This window comes from Stenotrophomonas sp. 89682_Sma (genome assembly GCF_056481405.1).
The window spans coordinates 4720001-4741580 of the sequence record NZ_CM151147.1 but is presented as its reverse complement, the minus strand read 5'-3'; the positions used below and the strand labels follow the sequence as shown (position 1 = coordinate 4741580).

At 68.4% G+C, this 21580-nt stretch carries 19 protein-coding genes (1 of these 19 only partly in view); 10 read left to right on the top strand and 9 right to left on the bottom strand.

All coding sequences use genetic code 11. The features are described 5' to 3' along the window. Positions 1-132: 132 nt before the first annotated feature. From ACZK29_RS21775 to ACZK29_RS21750, 6 genes are all read right to left on the bottom strand, one after another. Positions 133-531: a hypothetical protein gene (locus ACZK29_RS21775; protein ID WP_478446495.1), complete on the bottom strand. Its 399-nt coding sequence runs from the start codon at positions 529-531 to the stop codon at positions 133-135. Positions 532-625: 94 nt separating this feature from the next. Then, positions 626-2665 (bottom strand): FUSC family protein, encoded by a 2040-nt coding sequence (locus ACZK29_RS21770; protein ID WP_478446494.1) that lies wholly within the window; start codon positions 2663-2665, stop codon positions 626-628. A 3-nt stretch (positions 2666-2668) separates the two neighbouring features. Next, positions 2669-4138, bottom strand: coding sequence for an efflux transporter outer membrane subunit (locus tag ACZK29_RS21765; protein ID WP_478446493.1), 1470 nt, complete (start codon positions 4136-4138; stop codon positions 2669-2671). After that, complete coding sequence (locus ACZK29_RS21760) at positions 4135-5052, bottom strand: efflux RND transporter periplasmic adaptor subunit (RefSeq protein WP_478446492.1); 918 nt, start codon at positions 5050-5052, stop codon at positions 4135-4137. Before ACZK29_RS21760 ends, ACZK29_RS21765 begins: the two co-directional genes overlap by 4 nt. Next, entirely contained in the window at positions 5049-5258 is a 210-nt protein-coding gene (locus ACZK29_RS21755) for a DUF1656 domain-containing protein (protein ID WP_005411696.1), read from the bottom strand. The genes ACZK29_RS21760 and ACZK29_RS21755 overlap by 4 nt, the downstream gene beginning before the upstream one ends. A 109-nt stretch (positions 5259-5367) precedes the next feature. Then, positions 5368-5823 (bottom strand): MarR family winged helix-turn-helix transcriptional regulator, encoded by a 456-nt coding sequence (locus tag ACZK29_RS21750; protein WP_008265191.1) that lies wholly within the window; start codon positions 5821-5823, stop codon positions 5368-5370. 692 nt (positions 5824-6515) lie between these two features. Between ACZK29_RS21750 and folE the strand changes: the two genes are divergently transcribed. From folE to ACZK29_RS21730, 4 genes are all read left to right on the top strand, one after another. Next, a complete protein-coding gene (folE, locus tag ACZK29_RS21745) occupies positions 6516-7127 on the top strand; it encodes a GTP cyclohydrolase I FolE (RefSeq protein ID WP_004141296.1) in 612 nt (203 codons plus the stop codon). A gap of 112 nt (positions 7128-7239) precedes the next feature. Beyond that, positions 7240-8709 (top strand): DUF3375 domain-containing protein, encoded by a 1470-nt coding sequence (locus tag ACZK29_RS21740; protein WP_049429215.1) that lies wholly within the window; start codon positions 7240-7242, stop codon positions 8707-8709. Then, entirely contained in the window at positions 8696-9397 is a 702-nt protein-coding gene (locus tag ACZK29_RS21735; protein WP_164147462.1) for a DUF4194 domain-containing protein, read from the top strand. Before ACZK29_RS21740 ends, ACZK29_RS21735 begins: the two co-directional genes overlap by 14 nt. A gap of 16 nt (positions 9398-9413) precedes the next feature. Next, positions 9414-12794, top strand: coding sequence for an ATP-binding protein (locus ACZK29_RS21730; protein WP_106549123.1), 3381 nt, complete (start codon positions 9414-9416; stop codon positions 12792-12794). 97 nt (positions 12795-12891) lie between these two features. On the opposite strand, the gene ACZK29_RS21725 is transcribed toward ACZK29_RS21730, so the two are convergent. Beyond that, positions 12892-13671 (bottom strand): sulfite exporter TauE/SafE family protein, encoded by a 780-nt coding sequence (locus ACZK29_RS21725; RefSeq protein WP_032960169.1) that lies wholly within the window; start codon positions 13669-13671, stop codon positions 12892-12894. Between the two features lie 102 nt (positions 13672-13773). Between ACZK29_RS21725 and ACZK29_RS21720 the strand changes: the two genes are divergently transcribed. Further along, positions 13774-14166 (top strand): YchJ family protein, encoded by a 393-nt coding sequence (locus ACZK29_RS21720; protein WP_111202775.1) that lies wholly within the window; start codon positions 13774-13776, stop codon positions 14164-14166. A gap of 3 nt (positions 14167-14169) precedes the next feature. Here the strand turns inward: ACZK29_RS21720 and ACZK29_RS21715 are convergent, their stop codons facing one another. Then, entirely contained in the window at positions 14170-15450 is a 1281-nt protein-coding gene (locus ACZK29_RS21715; RefSeq protein ID WP_111202776.1) for a GGDEF domain-containing protein, read from the bottom strand. Positions 15451-15600: 150 nt separating this feature from the next. On the opposite strand from ACZK29_RS21715, the gene egtB reads away from it, so the two are divergent. From egtB to ACZK29_RS21690, 5 genes are all read left to right on the top strand, one after another. Beyond that, on the top strand, positions 15601-16872 hold the full coding sequence (gene egtB / locus ACZK29_RS21710; RefSeq protein WP_111202777.1) for an ergothioneine biosynthesis protein EgtB: 1272 nt from the start codon (positions 15601-15603) through the stop codon (positions 16870-16872). Beyond that, a complete protein-coding gene (egtD, locus tag ACZK29_RS21705; protein ID WP_111202778.1) occupies positions 16869-17843 on the top strand; it encodes an L-histidine N(alpha)-methyltransferase in 975 nt (324 codons plus the stop codon). Before egtB ends, egtD begins: the two co-directional genes overlap by 4 nt. 81 nt (positions 17844-17924) lie before the next feature. Beyond that, positions 17925-19193: a lytic murein transglycosylase gene (locus tag ACZK29_RS21700; RefSeq protein ID WP_111202779.1), complete on the top strand. Its 1269-nt coding sequence runs from the start codon at positions 17925-17927 to the stop codon at positions 19191-19193. Between the two features lie 40 nt (positions 19194-19233). Continuing rightward, complete coding sequence (locus ACZK29_RS21695) at positions 19234-20100, top strand: D-hexose-6-phosphate mutarotase (protein ID WP_111202780.1); 867 nt, start codon at positions 19234-19236, stop codon at positions 20098-20100. Positions 20101-20150: 50 nt separating this feature from the next. Continuing rightward, complete coding sequence (locus tag ACZK29_RS21690; RefSeq protein ID WP_111202781.1) at positions 20151-20924, top strand: DUF2628 domain-containing protein; 774 nt, start codon at positions 20151-20153, stop codon at positions 20922-20924. A gap of 6 nt (positions 20925-20930) precedes the next feature. Here the strand turns inward: ACZK29_RS21690 and ACZK29_RS21685 are convergent, their stop codons facing one another. Next, positions 20931-21580 carry the 3' portion of a benzoate/H(+) symporter BenE family transporter gene (locus tag ACZK29_RS21685; RefSeq protein ID WP_111202782.1) on the bottom strand. Its footprint extends 538 nt past the window's final position, so the window shows 650 of its 1188 coding nt (coding positions 539-1188); its start codon lies beyond the right edge, outside the window; it ends in the stop codon at positions 20931-20933.

Sequence of the window (21580 nt, the reverse complement as noted above, 5' to 3'; positions counted from 1 at the left end):
TCCACGCATGGCGTGGATCTACCGTGTCGACCAAGGTCGACACCCACCAGAGCAGAACGCCATCCCAAGGAATGCCCGCTTTTGACGTTGACGTTGCCTCGGCAGGTGCAGGGCGCTGCCCTGCCGCCCCCGTCATTCCGCGATCAGCACCAGACCATCGGGAAACACGATCGCCGCTTCATCGGCACTCACGTCGAAGAACCCCACGCCATGCTTCTCGGCCAGGTCCTGCACGCGACCGTGCGCGCGCTCAGCCACCGAATATGCGAACGCACCGTAGATCACCTGCTGCCCGATGCTGTACTCGGTTACCTCGGCACGATGGTCATCGTCGTTGCTCAACGGGCCGTTCAACGGCGGGAAGTCCTGCGCCATCTCCGTGAACCACGCCTGCAGCGCCGGGCTGCTGACTGCCGGGTCGTCGTACTCGTGGCGTTCGTTCCACTGCGTCTGCTTCTCAAACCAGGCGATGAAGGCCGCCGCCTCACGTGGCGCGGCGCTGGCCTCGAACACCATCATGTCGTAACTCATTGAACCGTCCTGTTGCAGCGCCAGGGTCGGATCCCTCTCCGCAGGAGAGGGCTCTGACCCCTGCGCGGGGTCTGTGGCTGCACAGGGTATCGCGCTACGGCTGTGCGGCCGCGCTCATCGACAACCCCGGCGCCAACGCCTTCGCCTCCGGGAACAGCGCGAAGCGCAGGCCGATCAGGCCCATCAGCGCCTCGTCGCGGGCCTTGCAGGCGCCCACGCTGCCGACCCGGCCCAGCGAGGTATCCAGCCGTTCGCGCAGCGCCTCGGCCGCCACCATCGGCTTGCGCGCGGCGATCTGCCGCCGGTAGTGCGCCGCGATTTCCTCCAGGATGTGCTCGACCGCCTCGCGGCTGCGCTCGGGCAGTTCCAGCCGGGCGCGGCGCAGCTGCAGGATGTTCAGGCCGATGCGTGCCTCGTTGAGCATGTCCACCGAGGCGATGTCGCTGCCTTCCGGCGTCGCCGCCAGTCGCGGTGCGAGCAGGCCCAGCAGGTCGAGCATGCGTGCGGCGAAGCGCTGGCGGTCCTGCTGGCCACGGCCTTCGGCCGCTTCGGCCAGCGTGGTCCAGCCCTGCCGCACCAGCCGGCGCGCGGTCCACTCGGCACCCACCGAACGGAACAGACGGGTCATCACCACCGCAAAGCCAATGCCGATGAACATCGCGATCGACGAGTTGAGGAAGGTCTGGATGTTGGCGCTGTAGGTGTTCTGCAGGCTCAGCAGCGCGGCCAGGTTCACCGTCAGCGGCAGCGCGAACAGGGCGCTCTTGGGGTGGTGCAGCATCAGCCCCAGGGGCAGGAACACCACCGCCAGTACCAATGCCAGCAGGCCGAAGTCGTGCACCGCCGGGAAGATGCCGAACAGGTACACGCCGGCCACTACCGAGGCGACCATCGCCCATACCAGGAATGACACCATGCTCGGCGCCGGATCGTCCTGCGCAGCGAAGAACGCGGCGGTCACCGCGGCCATCATCGCGCCGTTGCCGCCGCCTTCCCATCCCAGCGCGATCCACAGTACGCAGTAGCTCATCAGCGCCACGCCGGCGCTGAGCGCGGAGAACAGCGCCATGCCGTAGTCGACGTGCTTGTCGGCGGCCACGCGTTCGGTGCGGATGCGGTAGTGCGCGCGGTCCAGCGGCGCGGTGCCATGGTCGATCGCGTGCTGCAGGGTGCGGCAGTCCTGCCACAGGTCCACCAGCTCCTCCAGGCGCAGCAGCAGGCTGGCCAGCTGCAGGTGCTGCAGGTCGCGGTCCACCTGCGGCTTCAGTGCACTGATGCGCGCGCGCAGGCGGGCGTACTCGCTGGCATTGGTCGGGCCGTCCAGCCAGTCGTGGATGTCGTCGATCAGCTCCGGCAGGCCCTCCGGCAGGGGCTGGCCATCGCTGCGCAGCGCACTCAGGCGGTCGGCGATCGAGGACAGCACCGGCAACAGCAGCAGCATGCGCTCGCGCAGCCGCTCCATCGACACCGCCGACCCGGCGTGGCGTGGATCATCGCGGCGCAGGAACTCGATCAGCGCCTCGAACTGCACCAGGTCGGCGGCCAGCCGGTTGCGCGGCGCATGCGCACGGCCGCGTTCCAGAATCTGCCGGCACCACTGCGCGGCGTCTTCCATCCAGTTGCCGATGCGTGCGCGCAGCATCGGTCGCACCGAGGCCGGGAACAGCAGCGAGGCGAACAGCACCGCCACCACCGTGCCCAGGATGATCTCCTCGCTGCGCGCCACTACCGTGTCGAAGATGGTTTCCGGCGACGTCACCGCCGGGAAGCCGATGAAGGCGGTGGTGTAGCCGGCCAGCAGGAACGCGTAACCGCGCGGGCCGCGGTTGAGCAGCGCCATGAACAGGCAACCGGCCAGCCAGATCGACATCGCCGCGCTCAGGACCAGCGGCGTTTCCACCAGTGCCGGCAGCACCAGCAGGGTGGCCAGGCCGGCCACCAGGGTGCCGACGATGCGGTACACGCCCTTGGCACGGGTCGGGCCCAGCAGCGGCTGGCTGACGATGTACACCGTGCCCATTGCCCAGTACGGGCGCGACAGGTTGCCGGCCATGGCGATGTACAGCGCGGCCACCGCGGCCAGGTAGGTCTTGATCGAGAACAGCCAGGCCTGGCGGTCGGTCAGCGCGTTCATGGCTTACTTCGCCGAGGCCTGTGCGGTGGACGGTGCAGCGGGGGCAACCGTTGCCTGCCAGCCACCGCCCAACACCAGGAACAGATGGATCTGGTCACGCGAGACCTGCGCTTCGGCAGCGGCCAGGGTGGCATCGCTGGTGGCCAGGCTGCGGTCGGCATCCAGGCTGGACAGGTACGGCGTGCGGCCACCCTGGTACAGCCGGCGGTTCTGCTCGGCGGCCAGCGCGGCCTGCTCCTGCGCGATGCGCAGCGACTGCAGGCGACGCAGGTCCTGCGCATAGCGGTCCAGCGCAGTCTGGGTCTCGCGCAGTGCCTGCAGCACGGTGTGGTCGAACTCGGCCAGCGCCGCGTCGGCACCGGCCTCGGCAGCGTGGATGCGCGCATGCGTGCCCGACGACGGCAGCGTCCACGAAATCAGCGGGCCGATCGACCACTGTTGGGTCATCGGTGTGCCGAAGTCTTCCAGCAGGCCGGCGGCGCCCACCGAGGCGCCCAGACGGATGTCCGGATACAGCTCGGCGGTGGCCACGCCAATCCGCGCGGTGGCCGAGGCCAGCTTGCGTTCGGCCTGGCGCACGTCCGGGCGGCGCTGCAGCAGCGCACGGCCATCACCGACCGGCAACGGCTGCGCCAGGCTGGGCGCGTGCGCGCAATCGATCACGCCGGCCGGCAACTGGCCCGGGGTCTGGCCCAGCAGTGCGGCCAGCGAATAGGCGGCCGCCGAGCGCTGGGCCTGCAGCGGCGGCAGTGCAGCTTCCAGCAGCGCTACCTGGGCATTGGCGCGGGCCAGCTCCGGCGGTGTGCCGCGGCCGGCGGCGATCAGGCGCTCGGTAACGGTGCGGCTGCGCTGCTGCAGCTGCAGCGAATGCTCGGCCACGTGCAGCTCGTGGTTGGCGTGGCAAATTTCCAGGTAGCTGTCGGCCACCTGGGCGACCACACTGACCTGGGCCAGATCGCGTGCCGCCGCCACCGACTGCTCGTCGGCACGCGCCGCTTCGGCGCCGCGCTTGAGCTTTCCGAACAGGTCGAACTGGTAGCTGACCGCGAACTTGCCATCGGCCAGGTTGATCACCGGCAGTTCGTGTTCCTGCAGGAACGATTCGGCCGACAGCTGCGCACGGCTGACGCCGGCCTCGGCCTCGTACTCGAAGCCGCCCGCGTCCAGCGCCTGTTCGTACACGGCGGCAGCGCGGCGCAGGTGCGCATCGGCGGCCTTCAGTTCCACGTTGTCACGCAGTGCCTGGGTGATCAGCCCGTCCAGGACCGGGTCGTTGTACAGCGACCACCAGCGGTCGGGCAGCGCCTGGTTGGCGGCCACCTGCGGGTTCTGCGTATCGATGAAGGCGGCATTGGCTTCGGGGCGCTTGAACGCCGAGCCTTCCGGCAACGCGTAGTCCGGGCCGACGGTCCTGCACGCGGCCAGGCTGGCCAGCGCGACGATCAGGCCGAGACGGAGCAGGGCGGTGTTCACAGGCCCGCCTGTGTCGGCGCGGTGCCGGCCTTGTCTGCGTGCTTCGCGCTGCTGGTCTGCACGGTTACCGTGGCGGTACGGCCGGCAATCAGCTCAACGCCCTTGGGCACATCGTCGATGGCGATCCGCACCGGAATGCGCTGCGCCAGCCGCACCCAGTCGAAGGCCGGGGTCACGTTCGGCAGCAGGGTGCTGCCGTTGCTGCGGTAGCGGTCCTCGATGCCGGCGGCGATGCTTTCCACGTGGCCACGCAGCGGCGTTGATTCACCCATCAGCCGGATGTCCACCGTCTGCCCCGGTGTCACGCCGCGCAGTCGGGTTTCCTCGAAATAGCCATCAATGCGGAACGAGCCGGTATCCAGCAACGCCAGCACCGGCTTGCCGGCCACCACATAGTCGCCTACGCGCAGGGTACGGTCGTTGACCCGGCCATCGGCCGGCGCACGCACCTCGGTACGGCCGAGGTTGAGCTCGGCCAGGTCGACCGCGGCCTGTGCGGTGGCCAGCGCAGCCTGTGCAGCCTGCAGCTTGGCCCGGCGCACTTCGGCATCCTCGGCGGCGACCAGATCCTGCAGGCTGCGGTCGCGACCGATCTCGCGGCGCAGCTGGGCGACCGAGGCCTGGCGCTCGGCCAGGCTGGCCTTGGCCTGTTCCAGCGCAATGCGATAACGGGCGCGATCGACCACGAACAACAGGTCGCCCTTCTTCACTGCCTGGTTGTCGGCCACGTCCACCGCTTCCACCAGCCCGGACACATCCGGTGCCACCTGCACCACGTCGGCGCCAACATGCGCGTCGCGGGTCCACGGCTCATCCATGTAATAGACCCACAGCTGGCGCAGCACCAGCAGGGCGACGATCACGGCTGCGCTGGTCAGCAGCACCGGCAGGGTCTTCTTCACGATCTTGTTCACGATTGCATCCAACGCAGGAGGTGGAACAGCAGGCCAAGCACGATCCCGTACAGCGCCAGGTTGAACAGTGGCGGGTGCCATATATGGCGATAGGCACCGGCACGCTGCAGCAGCGCGTGCAGGCCGCTGTTGACCAGGTAGGCCAACAACATCAACCCGAGCAGGGTCGGGACGAACACTCCGTGGAGACTGAATTCACCGGGCATCGGTAGGGGGCGGGGGCGAGTGGGGGGAGGGAAGGAACAACAGAACAACGGCAACGGGCAAAAGCCGCTGGCGTGTGCACGGCAGCGGCGGTGTTCGGGGGCAGCGCTCTTACGTGATGCGGTCGGCGGCCTCGGCCAGCAGGCGCCATGCCTTCAGCACGGCGTGCAGTTCATCCATGGAGAGTTCGCCGAAGACGTCCTGGCGCAGGCCGATCAACTGGTCTTCCAGCTCGCTGACCAGGGCTTGGCCGGCGTCGGTCAGCCACAACAGGTTGGCGCGGCGGTCGCTGGCGTCGCTTTCGCGGCGGACCAGGTCGCTGGCGCAAAGCTTGTCCAGCAGGCGCACCAGGGAAGGCCCCTCCATGCCCAGCTGCTGGGCCAGCGCCACCTGGCGGATGCCACCGCCGGAGCGGCCGATCATCAGCAGGGGCATGGTGCAGGCGGTGGAGATGCCGTAGCTGCCGAGCCGGCTGTCGGCCAGGCGCTGCCACTGCCGCCCTGCGTACAGCAGGCCGGAGCTGAGCTGCATCTGCAGCACGGTGCGCTCGTCGAGGGGTCGGTCCATAAGAGATAGATAGGATACTACTAATTTCATTCCTATCAATGGGTTTTTCTGAATGGGTGGGTGTGTTGAGGAAAGCGTTGCGCCTGCTGGCTATCGGTTGGGGCGGCGGAGGGCCGGACGGGGCAGGGCACGCTGCAAGTACCCCTCCGGGGCCCGGCCCAGCCGCTGGCGGCTGGGCGTTCGGTCGCTTGCGAAGCGGTGCTTCGCAAGCAAAGCGCCCTCACCCTTGGGGGCTCGGCTGCGGCATCCCTGCCGCGGACGGTCCTGCCCCGCCCGGCCCCCCTGCCTTCCCATCACTCCGCGAGCGCGGTGGGTCGGCTCTTAGAAGCAAGAGCAGAAGCAGTGCGGACCAACGGTCCGCACCCACCAAAGCAGAAGACACCACAGCAGCGGCGCGCTGCTTCCGAAGTCATGAACCCCCGCTTTTGCCCCCGCTTTCGGGCGGTCCGGCCGCGCCCGCGGGAAATTGTCGGAGAGGGGGAGGGGCAGGCCGGGCAGGACCGTCCACGGCATGGATGCCGTGGCCGAGCCTACAGGGACGTACTTGCGGCGTGTCCTGCCTGGCCTGCCCCTCCCCCTCTCGCTCAGCTGCAACGAGGCGCTGCAAGAGACCCCCGATGAACCGTCCCAACAGGACGACCCACCCCCCGGTCGGGTACGATGCTCGCCCCCCGTTCGGGACGCTGTACGCAATGAGCAAGAACAACGAAAAGGCCGCCCCGCAGGGCGACGTGACCCAGGACCAGGCCGAGGATGCCGTGCGCACCCTGCTGCGCTGGGCCGGTGAGGACCCGTCCCGTGAAGGCCTGCTGGATACCCCCCGCCGTGTCGCCGAAGCCTATGGCGACTGGTTCAGCGGTTACCGCGACGATCCGCGCGCCTACATGGAGCGGACCTTCGAGGAAGTGGCCGGTTATGACGAACTGATCGTCCTGCGCGACATCGAGTACGAAAGCCACTGCGAACACCACATGGCGCCGATCATCGGCCGCGTGCACGTCGGCTACCTGCCGGCCGGCAAGGTGGTGGGCATCAGCAAGCTGGCCCGCGTCGTCGAAGCCTACGCCCGCCGTTTCCAGGTGCAGGAGAAGATGACCGCGCAGATCGCCCAGTGCATCCAGGATGTGCTGCAGCCGATCGGCGTCGGCGTGGTCGTCGAAGGCGCCCACGAGTGCATGACCACGCGCGGCATCCACAAGCGCGGCGTCAGCATGGTCACCTCCAAGATGCTGGGCAGCTTCCGCGACGACGCACGCACCCGCGCCGAGTTCCTGCGCTTCATCGAAGTGGGCGGCAAGCGCTGAGCCGCTTGCCCGCACCGCCCCGGCCCCTGCAGGCCGGCATGCCCACGGCTGCCCCCGCGGCAGCCGTGCATGGCGGCTCGTCCCTGTCAGCCCTACAGACTTCTTTCGCTGCATGAAGCATCGCGAACGCATTGCCCGTTACCGCCACCTGCGCGAACAGCCCCAGTGGAAGCTGCTTGCCGCCGACCACGCCCCGGAAATCATCGGCCTGTTGCAGGGCCTGCTGATGGACGGCGAGCGCACGTTGCCTTCGTCGGTGCTCAACGAGCGCCTGCAGCGCGCGCTGGACCAGCTGGCCGGCGATGAACTCTCGCGCGAGCTGCCGCGTACCGCGCAGGCCTACATCGCGCACTGGCTGGCCCAGGGCTGGCTGGAACGCCGTTTGCCCGAAGGCGCCGACCAGGAGCAGTACGAGCTGTCCACCGCCGCACTGCAGGCGATCCGCTTCGCCGACGGCCTCGAGCAGGCCCGCGTGGCCGCCACCGAAAGCCGCCTGGCGCTGGTCATTGAGCAGCTCTCGGCGCTGGCTGCGCAGACCGAAGCCGATCCTGATGCGCGCCTGTCCGCGCTGCACGACGAGCGCGACCGCATCGATGCCGAAATCGCCCGGGTCGGCACTGGCCGCGTGGTTGCGCTGGACGGCAAGCGCGCGCTGGAACGCACTCGCCAGATCATCGGTCTGGCCGACGAGCTGACCGAGGACTTCCGCCGTGTGCGCGATGACTTCGAGCAGCTCAACCGCGATTTCCGCGAACGCATCATCGACGATGAGGGCGAGCGCGGCGACGTGTTGTCGCAGCTGTTCGAAGGCGTGGATGTCATCGGCGAAAGTGACGCCGGGCGCAGTTTCCAGGCGTTCTGGCGCCTGCTCAACGATGCCGAACAGAGTGCCCAGCTCGATGCCGCGCTGGAAGCGGTGCTGGCGCGTGGGTTCGCGCGCCGCCTGGACCGCAACGAACGCAACTTCCTGCGCAGCTTCACCAGCACCATGCTCGAGCGCGGTGGCCAGGTGCACGATGTGCTGCAGAACTTCGCGCGCAGCCTGCGCGGCTTCGTGCAGAGCCGTGGCTACCTGGAACAGCGCCGCCTCAACCAGCTGCTGAAGCAGGCGCAGTCCGAAGCGCTGGCACTGCGTGACGAATTCCCCGCACAACGCGGCATCGGCCGCGACCTGCAGCTGACCACCAGCCGCCTGCGCTCGTGGTCGCAGTGGAAGCTGCACGATCCGCGCAGCGCCCAGGTCGATGGCAATGTCGAGTACAACGACGCGGCCGCGATCAGCCTGGAGAGCGTCGGCGACCTGGTCGCTTCGTCCGAAATCGACTTCCGCACGCTGCGCCAGGACCTGCACGACCTGCTCGACGCACAGCCGCGGCTCAGCATCGCCCAGGCCCTGTCGCAGCGCGAAGCGCCGCAGGGCCTGGGCAGCGTCATCGGCTACCTGTCGCTGGGCACGCGCTTCGGCAACGTGGTTGCCGGCGAGCAGGAGCTTGCGCAATGGCGTGGCGGCGACGGCCAGATCCGTCGCGCCCGCATCCCGCTGGTTTGGTTCACCCAGGAGAGACGCCATGAGCTGGCATGAAGATCCCATCGACGCATCGCAGGCCGACGTGGCGGAAGACGCCTACGAGGCCGAGCCGGTGGCGGCCGTGGCGCAGCCCCGCCGTGGCAACGACGTGTATTACCTCGGCGATACCGGGCGCCTGCCGCTGGATGCGCGCCGCGCGCTGTGCCAGCTGCTGATCGGCCCCAGCATCGACCAGTTGCGTCACGCCAGGCTGTGGCCGGCGCTGATCCGCAGCGAGGCGGCCATCCGCTCGTCGCTGGCGGACCTGTTCCTGGAACTGGTGCTCGACCGCGACAGCGGCGTGGCGTTCACCCGCCAGGCTGACACCGAAGACGTTGACGCGCCGGTGCTGCTGCGCACCTCGCCGCTGACCTTCATCGACTCGGTGCTGCTGCTGTACCTGCGCCAGCAGCTGGCCGAGGCCGATGCGCGCGGCAACCGCGCGGTGGTCGCCGATGCCGAGATGGCCGAAGCACTGGCCATCTACGAAAAGAACTTGTCCACCGACCGCGCCGGCTTCAACCGCCGCGTCGCCTCGGCGGTGCAGAAGATGAAGGACAACCACATCCTGACCCGCCTCAGCGGTCAGGAAGACCGCCACGAAGTCTCGCCGGCGCTGAAGCTGCTGTTCTCCGCCGAAGACGTGTCCCAGCTCTCCGCGGTCTACCGCCAGCTGCGTGAAACCCCGGCCGCCGAGGCCTGAGAGACCCGACCATCGCATGGCTATCTCCAAGCACACTCCCGCCCTGTTCAACGAAGGCCTGCCGGACCCGCGCCTGCAGCAGTTCCGCATGCGCCGCCTGCAGGTGCATAACTGGGGCACCTTCAACGGCCTGACCGAAGTGCCGATCGCCGAGCGCGGCTTCCTGTTCGTCGGCCGTTCCGGCTCGGGCAAGTCGACCCTGCTCGATGCCATGTCCGCGCTGCTGACGCCGCCGGCCATCGTCGACTTCAACGCCGCCGCCCGTGAAGCCGAGCGCAGTGGCCGCGACCGCAACCTGGTGTCCTACGTGCGTGGCGCGTGGGCCGACCAGCAGGACAGCGGCACCGGCGAAATCGCCACCCAGTATCTGCGCAAGGGCGCGACCTGGACCGCGCTGGTGCTGGAATACCGTGCCGGCGATGGCCGCGTGGTCAGCCTGGTGCGCCTGCTGTGGATCTCCGGCAACGGCACCTCGGCCGGCGATGTGCGCAAGCACTACATGATCGCCGAACGCCCGTTCGACATCGCCAAGGATCTTGGTGGCTTCGACCTGGACCTGCGCAAGCTCAAGCAGAAGCTGTCCGACCTGCACCACTTCGACACCTTCTCCGGCTACGCCGAGCGCTTCCGCGACCTGCTCGGCATCGACAACGAGATGGCGCTGCGCCTGCTGCACAAGACGCAGTCGGCGAAGAACCTGGGCGACCTCAACGTCTTCCTGCGCGACTTCATGCTCGACACGCCGAAGACTTTCGACGCCGCCGAGCGCCTGGTCAGCGACTTCGCCGAGCTTGATGGCGCGCACCAGGCGGTGGTCACCGCACGCCGCCAGGTGGAAACCCTGCTGCCGGCACGCGCCTACTACAACGACCTGAAGGAAATGCACCGCCAGCGTGGCGACGACGAAGCGCTGAAGCTCGGCGTCGACAGCTTCCGCGAAAGCCGCCGCCAGGCGCTGATCGAAGCGCGCCTGCGCGAGATGGACGTGCGTGACCGTGGTCTGCTTGGCGAAGAAGCCCAGCGCCGTGCCGCACTCGACAACCACACCGAGCGCCTGGCCGAGCTGGAACTGCAGCGCCGCCAGCAGGGCGGTGAGCGCATCGAGGAACTGGAACGCGAGCAGGGCCGTGCCGAAGCCGAGCGCGACCGCCGCCAGGCCAAGCGCGAGCAGGCAAGCCAGGCCGCGCAGCAGTTGCAGGCTGAACTGCCGGACGACGCCCACGGCTTCGCCGAGCTGGTCGAGCGCGCGCAGAACGAACTGCAGGATCGCCAACGTGCTTCTTCGGCACTGGACGATGCGATCAGCGATCGCCTGGGCGGCAAGCGCGATGACGAGCGTCGCTTCGGTGAAGTCCGTGCGGAACTCGAAGCGATGCAGCGCACGCCGTCCAACATCCCGGCGCCGATGCAGAAGCTGCGCGCGCGCCTGGCCGAGGAAACCGGCATCGCCGAAGCGGCACTGCCGTTCGTCGGCGAACTGATCCAGGTCCGCTCGGAAGAGCAGGGCTGGCAGGGTGCCATCGAGCGCGTGCTGGGCGGCTTCGCACTGTCGCTGCTGGTCGACGACAAGCATTACAACGACGTCGCCGAGTGGGTGAACCGTACCCACCTGGGCATGCGCTTCACCTATTACCGCGTGCGCCGCAACGACGATGCGTTCGCGCGCGAGCCGTCGGCGAAGTCGCTGCTGCACAAGCTGGAACTGCGCGAGCATGTGTTCGAAAGCTGGCTGCGGCGCGAGCTCGGCAAGCGCTTCGACTATGAGTGCGTGGACGCCAAGCAGCTGCGCAACGTCGACCGCGGCATCACCCGCGAAGGCCAGGTCAAGCATCCGGGCGACCGATTCGAGAAGGACGACCGCAGCGCCGTTGGCGACCGCCGTCGCTGGATCCTCGGCTTCAACAACCACGACAAGGTGGGCGCCTTCGAGCGTGAAGCACAGGAACTGGCCAAGCGCATCGCCGGCTGCGAGACCGACATCGCGCGCCTGCGTGGCCAGCGTGACCGCGACAACGAACGCCGCCTGGCCTGCCACGAGCTGGTCAGCATCAGCTGGAACGAGATCGACATCGCCGCTCCGCAGCAGCGCCTGAGCGACATTGAGGCCACGCTGCGCGACCTGCGCGAAGGCAACGCCGACCTGGCCAAGCTGGCCAAGCAGATCGATGCGGTGCGCGCTGACATCGAACAGTCGCGCCGCACCTATGAAGACGTCCGCGTCGAGCGTGGCCAGCTGGTCAAGGAACGTGATCGCCTCGACCGCGCACGCCAGCAGAGCCGTGCGCTGGTGCTGCCGAGCCTGGCCCAGGAGCAGGAAGCCGGCCTGGCCGAGCGCCTGCAGGAGCAGGGCCCGCTCAGCCTGGAAACGCTGGAAGCGCACATGCGCCAGGTCAGCAACGCGCTGAACGAGCAGCTGTCCTCCTCGCAGCAGGACCTCAACCGCATCGAGAACCAGCTGATCGGCTGCTTCCGCCGCTTCATCCAGCAGTGGCCGGAGGAATCGGGCGACTTCACCGTGTCGGTGGCCTCGGCCGAGGACTTCCTCGCCCGCCTCGAACGCCTGGAGCGCGATGGCCTGCCGCAGCACGAAGAGCGCTTCTTCGACCTGCTGCAGAACCAGAGCAAGAACAACCTGCTGGCGCTGCAGCGCCATAGTGCCGAAGCCCGCAAGTCGATCGGCCAGCGCCTGGACGAAGTGAATGCCAGCCTGGAACAGGTGCCGTTCAACCGTGGCACGTTGCTGACCATCGAACTGAGCGACCGCCGTCTGCCGGAAGTGGGCGAGTTCCACCTGCAGCTGCGCGAGGTGCTGTCGCAGCAGCAGACCGAGCAGCGCGAGCTGGCCGAATCGCAGTTCACTGTGCTGCGGCAGCTGGTCAACCGCCTCGGCTCGCAGGAAGGCGAGGACAAGCGCTGGCGCGAGCTGGTGCTGGACGTGCGCATGCACGTGGAGTTCATCGGCGTCGAGCTGGATGCGGAAACGCGCCAGCAGGTCGAGATCTACCGCAGCGGCGCCGGCAAGTCCGGTGGCCAGCGCCAGAAGCTGGCCACGACCTGCCTGGCCGCAGCGCTGCGCTACCAGCTCGGCGGTGCCGACAGCCAGCTGCCCAGCTATGCGGCCGTGGTGCTCGACGAAGCCTTCGACAAGGCCGACAACGAGTTCACCGCGCTGGCGATGAACATCTTCGACAACTTCGGCTTCCAGATGGTGGTCGCCACCCCGCTGAAGTCGGTGATGACGCTGGAACCGTTCATCGGCGGCGCCTGCTTCGTCGAAATCAGCGGCCGCCACGACTCCGGCGTGCTGCTGATCGAGTACGACGAAGAAGGCAAGCGCCTGAAGCTGCCCGAGCGCAGCCGCCAGCAGGCCAACGAACCGGAAGAAGCCGAGGCCTGACGCCTGGCCGATTGAACGGCAATGCCGGCCATCGGCCGGCATTGTCGGTGGGCGGGTTCATGACCCGGTAGTGCCGGCCGCTGGCCGGCAACACCCTTCACGCCCCGCGGAACGTGTCCCACGCCATCCGCGCGATCAGCACCACCACCAGCCCCACGAACAGCTTGCGGATGAACGGCGTGCCGCCCTTCAGCGCCAATCGGGTGCCCACCACCGAGCCGATGATGTTGGCCGCTGCCATCGGCAGCGCGAACAGCCACAGGATGTTGCCGGTCGGCACGAAGAACGAGATCGCCGCCACATTCGTCGCCAGGTTCACCACCTTCGATGCCGCAGAGGCGCGCAGGAAATCCAGGCCGAAGAAGCGCACGAACAGGAAGATCAGGAAGCTGCCGGTGCCCGGCCCGAAGAAGCCGTCGTAGAAGCCGATCGCCGCACCGATGGCCAGCGCGATTGCCAGCTCGCGGCGGCCGATCTCCTGCGGCCGGTGCAGCGCGCCGAAGTCCTTCTTCCACAGCGTGTAGGCCAGCATCGCGATCAGCAGCACCAGCACCAGTGGGCGCACCGCGTCCTTGGGCAGCAGGCTTACCGCCGTGGCCCCGGCGAAGGAGAAGATGAAGGCCGTGCCTGCCGCGAACAGCACCGGCTTCCACGGGAAGCGTACGTTGCGCGCGTAGCGCCAGGCGGCCGCGCCGGTGCCGAACATCGAACTGAACTTGTTGGTACCGAACAGCATCGCTGGGGTCTGCTGCGGCAGTACGGTGAACAGGCCGGGTAGCTGCACCAGCCCACCGCCACCGACGGCGGCATCGACCAGGCCGGCGATGAAGGCGATCACCACCAGCCACCACAACTCAGGGGGAACCAGTTCCAGCACGGCGATCAATCGATGTGGGGGCGCGACAGCATACGCCTGTCCTGCACCGGCTGACCCGTGCCCCGCGTGGATCAATCCGCACAACCCGGCGACAATGCCCGCATGAGCCGAAAACCCACCGATCCCTGTCCCTGCGGCCTGCCCGTGGAATACACAGCCTGCTGTGGCCGTTTCCATGCCGGCGAAGCTGCCCCCGATGCCGAACGCCTGATGCGTTCGCGCTACAGCGCGTACGTGCGGGGCCTGGCCGACTACCTGCGCCAGAGCTGGCACCCGGACACCCGCCCGGCCGAGCTGTCACTCGAAGATGCGCCGGGCCAGCGTACGCGCTGGCTGGGCCTGACCGTGCACGAGCACACGGTCACCGGTGCCGACAGCGCCGAAGTGCGCTTCACCGCCCGCTATCGCGTGGGCGGCGGCAGCGCGGTGAAGATGGCCGAGCACAGCCGCTTCCTGCGCGTCGATGGCCGCTGGTACTACCTCGACGCGGTGTGAGCCTCAGCCGCCGCGCACCGCCAGCACGCGCTGTCCGGCGTGTGCCCGGACCTGGTTGCGGCCACCGTCCTTGGCTGCGTACAGCGCCTGGTCGGCGGCCTTGATCACTGCGGCCGGCCGCTCATCCACGCGGCTGTCCGCCAGCCCGATGCTCACCGTCACCTGCACCGTCTGCCCGCTTCCGCCGCGCCCGCGCTGCTGGCGCCCCGTTTCATCGTCGCGGCTGCGGGTGCTCCGGTCGCGCAGCTGCATGCGGGTGTCCTCGATGGTCTGCCGCAGCGCCTCGACCGCATCCACACAGGCTGCTGCGGGACGATCCAGGAACACCACCGCGAACTCCTCGCCGCCATAGCGGAACGCCCGGCCACCGTCGCCCACCCGCCCCAGCCGCGAGGCCACCAGGCGCAGCACATCGTCGCCGGTGTCGTGGCCGTGGGTGTCGTTGAACGATTTGAAGTGGTCCACGTCCACCATCGCGATGCTGTAGGTGCCGCGCGCCCGTTGCAGGGTCTCATTGAAGGCGCGGCGCCCCGGCAGGCCGGTCAGTTCATCGCGGAAGGCCATGTGGAAGGATTCCTGCAGCATCGCGCCCAGCATCAGCAGCAGGGCCGCACTGGCCAGTGCCGGCAACAGCACCGGCTGCAGGAACACCCGTGGCAGCATCCACCACAGGCACAGCAGGGCCAGCAGCATCGCCGTGTGCAGTGGGCGCGGATGCCGCCAGGCCTGCCAGCCCAGCGCTGCGGTTGCCAACAGGAACAGCAGGGCTGGCAGCTGTGCCAGCGCGTTCCAGTCGGCCGGAATCCAGCTCCAGTGGCGGTTGGACAGCAGATCGTGCATGCCACGCGGTTGCTGCGTGGCCAGCAGCAGGAAGATCATCAGCGCGGTGCCACTGGCAACGCCCCGCAGCAGCAGGTCGCGGCGGCGGCGGCCGCGCTCGGGCCACAACGCCAGGCCAGCGAACAGGATGGGCAACCAGGCCGAAATGGCATGGAAGCGCAGTGGTGTCAGCGCCGTGACATGGCCGCTGCGCAGGTAGCCACCCACGTCCTGGTGCAGCAGGGCGAACATCACGGCCACCAGCAGCATCAGGCAGAGCGTACGCACCTGGTGGTAGAGCAGGGCCAGGCCGGCGCCGAGGCAGGCCAGCAGCCAGGGCAGGATGCGTTGGGCCGGATTGGCCACGTCTTCGTTGCCCAGCGCCGCCCACAGCACCACGGCAACCAGCACGGCGGGCAGCACGAACAGGTAATGCGCAGGCTGGCGGAGCGGATGCAGGGGCAAGCAGGAATTCCAGCGCGGTGACGACGCGGCCGCAGCATTGCCGTTAGCGGCGTCCGCAGCGGCTTCTTGAATGCGGGACGGTCACGCATGTGAACGCGTTGACGTCGAACCATGACATCGCACTCACCCTCCTGCGCAGATGCTGCCCGAATGGACAGCGCAGCCCCCGCCGTCGCTGCCCCGCAGCGCGATCTCGCCCGCCAGTACGCACGTGTGCGGGACCGCAGCATGCAGTTGGCGGCCCCCCTCAGCGCCGAAGATGCCATGCTGCAGAGCATGGCCGATGCCAGCCCCAGCAAGTGGCACCTGGCGCACACCACCTGGTTCTTCGAGCGCTTCGTACTGGCCGGCTTCCCGGCTGCACCGGCGCATGACCCTGCCTGGGACTACCTGTTCAACAGCTACTACAAGAGCATCGGCCCGGCCCATGCGCGGCCGCAGCGCGGGCTGCTGTCACGGCCCTCGCTGCAGCAGGTGCAGGACTACCGCCACCAGATCGACGCGCAGGTACAGTCACGGCTGGACGCGGGCGATCTCGACGACCAGGCGCTCCAGCACCTGCAGCTGGGCCTGCAGCACGAACAGCAGCACCAGGAGCTGCTGCTCACCGACATCAAGCACGCGTTCTGGTGCAATCCGTTGCAGCCGGCCTACCGCGACGACCTGCCAACCGTCCCCGGCACTGCCAGTGCACAGGGCTGGATCGAATCGCCCGAACGCATCGTCACCATCGGTGCCGCAGCCTGGCCACAGCATGCCGCGTTCGCCTATGACAACGAATCGCCGCCGCATCGCGTGCTGCTGCCCGCCCATGCCCTGGCCGAGCGCCCCCTCAGCAACGCCGAGTACCGCGCCTTCATCGAGGCTGGCGGCTACCGCGAGCCACGCTGGTGGCTCAGCGAAGGCTGGGCATTGCGTGAAACCGAAGACTGGCGGCACCCGCTGTACTGGGACGACAGCCTGCAGCGTGAATACACCCTGGGCGGCTGGCGCGAACTGGACCCGCATGCCCCGGTCTGCCATCTCAGCTACTTCGAAGCCGACGCCTGTGCCCGCTGGGCCGGGGCGCGCCTGCCCAGCGAGTTCGAGTGGGAGGCCGCGGCCGCGTCTCAGCCGGTGCGGGGCCACTTCGCCGATGACGATCACCTGCACCCGCAGGCCGGGCAGGGCGGTGGGCTGCGCCAGCTGTTCGGTGATGTCTGGGAATGGACTCACAGCGCCTATGGCGCCTACCCGGGCTTCCGCCCCTTTGCCGGCAACCTCGGCGAGTACAACGGCAAATTCATGTGTGGCCAATGGGTGCTGCGCGGTGGCAGCTGCGCCACGCCCCGTGGCCATGTGCGCGCCAGCTACCGCAACTTCTTCACGCCACCGGCGCGCTGGCAGTTCTCCGGCCTGCGCCTGGCCCGGGATCTGGCATGAGCACGGTGCACGACGCGCTGCAGGCGCTGACCGATCTCACGCCCGGTCGCCAGCAGATCCTCGCTGACGTGGTGGCCGGCTTGTCGCGCACACCGCGCCAGCTGCCGTCCAAGTACTTCTACGATGCACGTGGCTCGCGCCTGTTCGAACAGATCACCCGGACCCGCGAGTATTACCCCACGCGTACCGAGCTGGCCCTGCTTTCGCGGGTACTGCCGGACATCGCCCGCAGCGTCGGCCCGCGCCTGCACGTGGTGGAGCTGGGCAGTGGCAGTGGCCGCAAGACCGCACTGCTGCTGGCCGCGCTGCGTGAACCGGTGGCGTATACCCCCATCGAGATCTCGCGTGCCGCGCTGCTGTCCAGCATCGACCATCTCGCCCCGGCGCTGCCCGAGGTCGAGATGCTGCCGGTCTGTGCAGACTTCACCCGTCCCGTTGCCGTGCCCATGCCCGAACGCGAACCCGCGCGGCGGTTGCTGTTCTTCCCCGGGTCTACGCTGGGCAACTTTGAAGGCGAGGACGCGGTCGCGCTGTTGCGCGCGATGCGCCAGACCATGGGCCGTGATGGCCTGGCCCTGGTTGGCATCGACCTGCACAAGGACCCGGCATTGATCGAGGCGGCCTACAACGATGCACAAGGTGTCACCGCCGCGTTCACCCTCAACCTGCTGGCGCGCCTCAATCGCGAGATCGGCAGCGACTTCGATCTCGATGGCTTCCGCCATCGTGCCCGCTACAGTGTCGCGCGGCTGCGCATCGAGACCGATCTGGTCAGCCAGCGGGCACAGGACGTCCTGCTGGATGGCCGCACCTTCCATTTCGAGGCCGACGAACCGATCCGCGTCGAATACAGCCACAAGTACACCGACGACAGCTTCGAAGCGCTGCTGCAGCCCGCTGGCCTGCAGGTCATGCAGCGCTGGGATGCTGAAGGCCCGGCCTATGGCCTGCGCCTGTTGCGCGGCATATAGGCGCCGGCAGCCGGCGCCGCTTCAGGTTCGATGGCGCCGCTCCGCCTAAGATGGCCCTGCAACGGCAACACGGAGGACGCCATGCCCATTCTGACCACGCTCGGCCTGGCGGCCGCTCTTGCCTCGGCACCGACAGCGCCTGCCGCCCCTGCCGCCGGCGTCGATCCGGCGTTCAGCCGCTGCCTGTCGGGCCTGCAGGCCACTGCTGCGACACAAGGCATCAGTCCTGACCGCTTCAATAAGATCACCGCCGGCCTCACACCTGACCCCAGCGTGCTCGGCCTGCTCGATGCACAGCCCGAATTCACCACGCCGATCTGGGACTACCTGGCCGCGCTGGTCGATCGCCAGCGCGTGGACGATGGGCGCGCCCTGCTGCAGCAGCACCGCGACCTGCTCGATCGCGTGTCGGCCCAGTACGGCGTCGATCCGGCCACCATCGTCGCGGTCTGGGGCGTGGAGAGCGACTACGGCCGTGTGTTCGGCAAGCGCCCGCTGCTGCAGTCATTGGCTACGCTGTCCTGCGCCGGCCGCCGCCAGTCCTTCTTCCGCGGTGAGCTGCAGGCCCTGCTCAAGCTGATCGACCGCGGCGACCTGCAGGCGCAGGGACTCACCGGCTCCTGGGCCGGTGCCTTCGGGCACACGCAGTTCATGCCCAGCACCTATGCACGCATCGCCGTCGATGGTGATGGCGATGGCCGCCGCGACCTGGTCGGCAGCATTCCCGATGCACTGGCCTCCACCGCCAACTACCTCAAGCGCGCCGGCTGGCGCAGCGGCGAGCCGTGGGGCATGGAAGTGCGGATCCCGGCGGGTTTCAATGCCAGCCAGGCGGGACGTACCCAACGTCGGGCCCTGGCTGACTGGCGCGCGCAGGGGGTGACCGCGCTGGATGGGAGTGTGCTGGCCCCGGCCAATCTCCCGGCCGACGCGCGTGCCGCCCTGCTGTTGCCGGCCGGCAGCAAGGGCCCGGCGCTGCTGGTGTTCCGCAACTACGACGCGATCTACAGCTACAACGCCGCCGAAAGCTACGCGCTGGCGATCGCCACGCTGGCCGACCAGCTGCGTGGCGGTACCGGGCTGGCCACCGCCTGGCCGACCGACGATCCCGGCATCGGCCGTGATGAGCGCCGCCAGCTGCAGACGCTGCTGCTGGCCCGCGGCCACGATATCGGCGCCGCCGACGGCATGATCGGCACCGCCACGCGTCGCGCGATCCAGGCCGAGCAGCAACGCCTTGGATGGGCCAATGCGGATGGGCGCGCCGGACAACGCATCCTGCGCGCGCTGCAGCAGGAGGCTGCAACGGCGCCTGCGGCCACCCGCCAGGCCTTGCCGTTCGAACGCTGACCGCGACATCATCGCTGCGGTCATCCAGGAGCGTCATCGCATGCAGTTGAATCCGGACATCCGCATCGGCCTGTTCCACGGGCTCGAGGCCTGGCACGTGCGTACCCCCAGTGCCACCGCGGTCATCAGCGTGTTCGGTGGACAGCTGTTGTCGTTCATCCCCGAAGGGCAGCCGGACCTTCTGTGGCTGTCGCCGCAACGCGCGGAGCTGCCGACGCCGATCCGCGGTGGCGTGCCGGTGTGCTGGCCGTGGTTCGGCCGCCAGGGGCAGGATGCTGATGCTCCCGCACATGGCCTGGTGCGAACCGCGCGCTGGGAGTTGCAGCACGCCGCGCAGAATGAGGCCGGCGATGTGGAACTCCAGTTGGCCCCGTCACTGCCTGGCCATCCCGGCCTGCGCCTGCAGATGCAGCTGGGCATCGGCCGCCAGCTGCGCCAGCAGCTGACCACCGGGAACACGGGAACGTCGCCGGTGACATTCACCCAGGCCCTGCACAGCTACTTCCGGGTGGGGGATGCCAACCAGGTCGAGGTCGAGGGCCTTGATGGCCTGCAGTACCTGGACAAGTACGAGGACTACGCGCAGCAACGTACGCAACAGGGACCGTGGTCACTGCGCGATCCGCGTGATCCCGGGCGCAGTGATCGCATCTATACCGGTACCGATGGCCAATACGTGCTGCGTGATCCTGTCCTGCAGCGACGCATCGAGATCCGCAGCGAAGGCAGCCAGACCCTGGTGGCCTGGAATCCGGGTGCCGAGGCGGCGGCGAACATGGCTGATGTCGGCGATGGCTGGCGCGACTATGTCTGCCTGGAAGTAGCCAACGCCGGGCCAGAGCAGATTACCCTTGTGCCGGGCGCGCGCCATCAGCTGGTGCAGACCCTGGCCAGTTCTGCGCTGTAAGCGCTGGCAGCAGTTTCAGTTTGTCGATGTGGATAACAAGGATGAAAAACATGCAGGAAGCGCAGTGGTGGTACGCCAACGGCAGGCAGAGCGAAGGACCGGTGGACCTGGCCGGTCTGCGTCGCCTGCAGCAGGACGGGACGGTGACGGCACGCACGCTGCTGTGGTGCGAAGGCATGTCGTCGTGGCGGCCGTTGGCGGAGCTGGAGCAGGTTTCAACACCCATCGCGGTGGCTCCGCTCCCGGATATCAATGCGGTCCCGGCGGTTGAGGGCATCGCGCCAAGTGTCGGCGACCCGTCCGATCCGTATCGTGCGCCTGCCGCTGCACCGGAGATGGCTGCGGCCGCCGGGCTGGAGGGCGAGATGGCCTTGTATGCCAGCGTGGTCGGCGGCAACTTCCCGGTCTACCGCCAGCGCTGGCGCCTGGATCAAGGCATCGCCACGGGTACCGGAACCTGGCACTGGCCGGCATTCCTGATCGGCCTGGTGTGGATGATGTACCGCCGGATGTACCGTCTCGCGGCGCTCTGGGTTGGCCTGCTGCTGCTGATCAGTGTGGTCGAGACACTGCTGGGGGTTCCCGACGGCCTGTCGATGGTCATCACCTTCGCGCTCAGCATCACCACGGGCATGTTCGGCAACAGTTGGTACCTGGCCCATTGCCAGCGGCAGATCGCCCGGGCCCGTGCCGTGGCGGGGGGCGATGAAGCGCGCATGCGCAGTGAACTGGCCGCGCGTGGTGGCACCAGCGTAGTTGCCACACTGGTGGCCATCGTCATCATGCTGGCGGTGGGTACGGTTGGTGCTGTGCTGGCGGGATAGGCTGGATCAGCGGCCCTCGCGGGGCCGCAATACCAGCAGGCACAGCGCACCGGCCACCAGGCCCCAGAACGCCGAGCCGATGCCGGCCAGCGTGACACCGGAGGCGGTGACCAGGAAGGTGACCAGTGCCGCCTCGCGGTCCCGCTCTACCGCCAGCGCACTGGCCAGGCTGTTGGCGATGGTGCCGAACAGCGCGATACCGGCCACGCAGGCCACCAGCTCCTTCGGGAAGGCGGCGAACAGTGCGGCAACCGTTGCACCGAACAGCCCGATGACAATATAGAAGGCCCCGGCGGCCATGGCGGCGGTATAGCGCCGTGCCGGATCTTCATGCGCATCGCGACCCATGCAGATCGCGGCCGTGATCGCGGCCAGGTTCAGCGCGTAGGCACCGAACGGCGCCAGCAACGTATTGACCACACCGATCCAGCCGATCAGCGGCGATACCGGGGCGTCGTAGCCGGATGCCCGCATCACCGCCACGCCCGGAATGTTCTGCGAGGCCATGGTGACCACGAACAGGGGCAGGGCGATCCCGGCTACCGCAGTCCAGGACAAGGATGGGGTCACCCATTGCGGTACCGCCAGTTGCAGCTGCACCTGCTGTGCGTGCAGCAGACCGCGGCTGGCCGCGACCGCGATGCCGACCAGCAGGG

Excerpts from the sequence above, each read along its gene's own strand:
- ACZK29_RS21720 (WP_111202775.1), top strand. The coding sequence starts at position 13,774 with ATGAGCCGAAAACCCACCGATCCCTGTCCCTGCGGCCTGCCCGTGGAA.
- egtB (WP_111202777.1), top strand. The coding sequence starts at position 15,601 with ATGGACAGCGCAGCCCCCGCCGTCGCTGCCCCGCAGCGCGATCTCGCC.
- folE (WP_004141296.1), top strand. The coding sequence starts at position 6,516 with ATGAGCAAGAACAACGAAAAGGCCGCCCCGCAGGGCGACGTGACCCAG.
- ACZK29_RS21770 (WP_478446494.1), bottom strand. The coding sequence starts at position 2,665 with ATGAACGCGCTGACCGACCGCCAGGCCTGGCTGTTCTCGATCAAGACC.
- ACZK29_RS21740 (WP_049429215.1), top strand. The coding sequence starts at position 7,240 with ATGAAGCATCGCGAACGCATTGCCCGTTACCGCCACCTGCGCGAACAG.
- ACZK29_RS21775 (WP_478446495.1), bottom strand. The coding sequence starts at position 531 with ATGAGTTACGACATGATGGTGTTCGAGGCCAGCGCCGCGCCACGTGAG.
- ACZK29_RS21735 (WP_164147462.1), top strand. The coding sequence starts at position 8,696 with ATGAGCTGGCATGAAGATCCCATCGACGCATCGCAGGCCGACGTGGCG.
- ACZK29_RS21690 (WP_111202781.1), top strand. The coding sequence starts at position 20,151 with ATGCAGGAAGCGCAGTGGTGGTACGCCAACGGCAGGCAGAGCGAAGGA.
- ACZK29_RS21750 (WP_008265191.1), bottom strand. The coding sequence starts at position 5,823 with ATGGACCGACCCCTCGACGAGCGCACCGTGCTGCAGATGCAGCTCAGC.
- ACZK29_RS21695 (WP_111202780.1), top strand. The coding sequence starts at position 19,234 with ATGCAGTTGAATCCGGACATCCGCATCGGCCTGTTCCACGGGCTCGAG.
- ACZK29_RS21700 (WP_111202779.1), top strand. The coding sequence starts at position 17,925 with ATGCCCATTCTGACCACGCTCGGCCTGGCGGCCGCTCTTGCCTCGGCA.
- ACZK29_RS21730 (WP_106549123.1), top strand. The coding sequence starts at position 9,414 with ATGGCTATCTCCAAGCACACTCCCGCCCTGTTCAACGAAGGCCTGCCG.
- egtD (WP_111202778.1), top strand. The coding sequence starts at position 16,869 with ATGAGCACGGTGCACGACGCGCTGCAGGCGCTGACCGATCTCACGCCC.
- ACZK29_RS21755 (WP_005411696.1), bottom strand. The coding sequence starts at position 5,258 with ATGCCCGGTGAATTCAGTCTCCACGGAGTGTTCGTCCCGACCCTGCTC.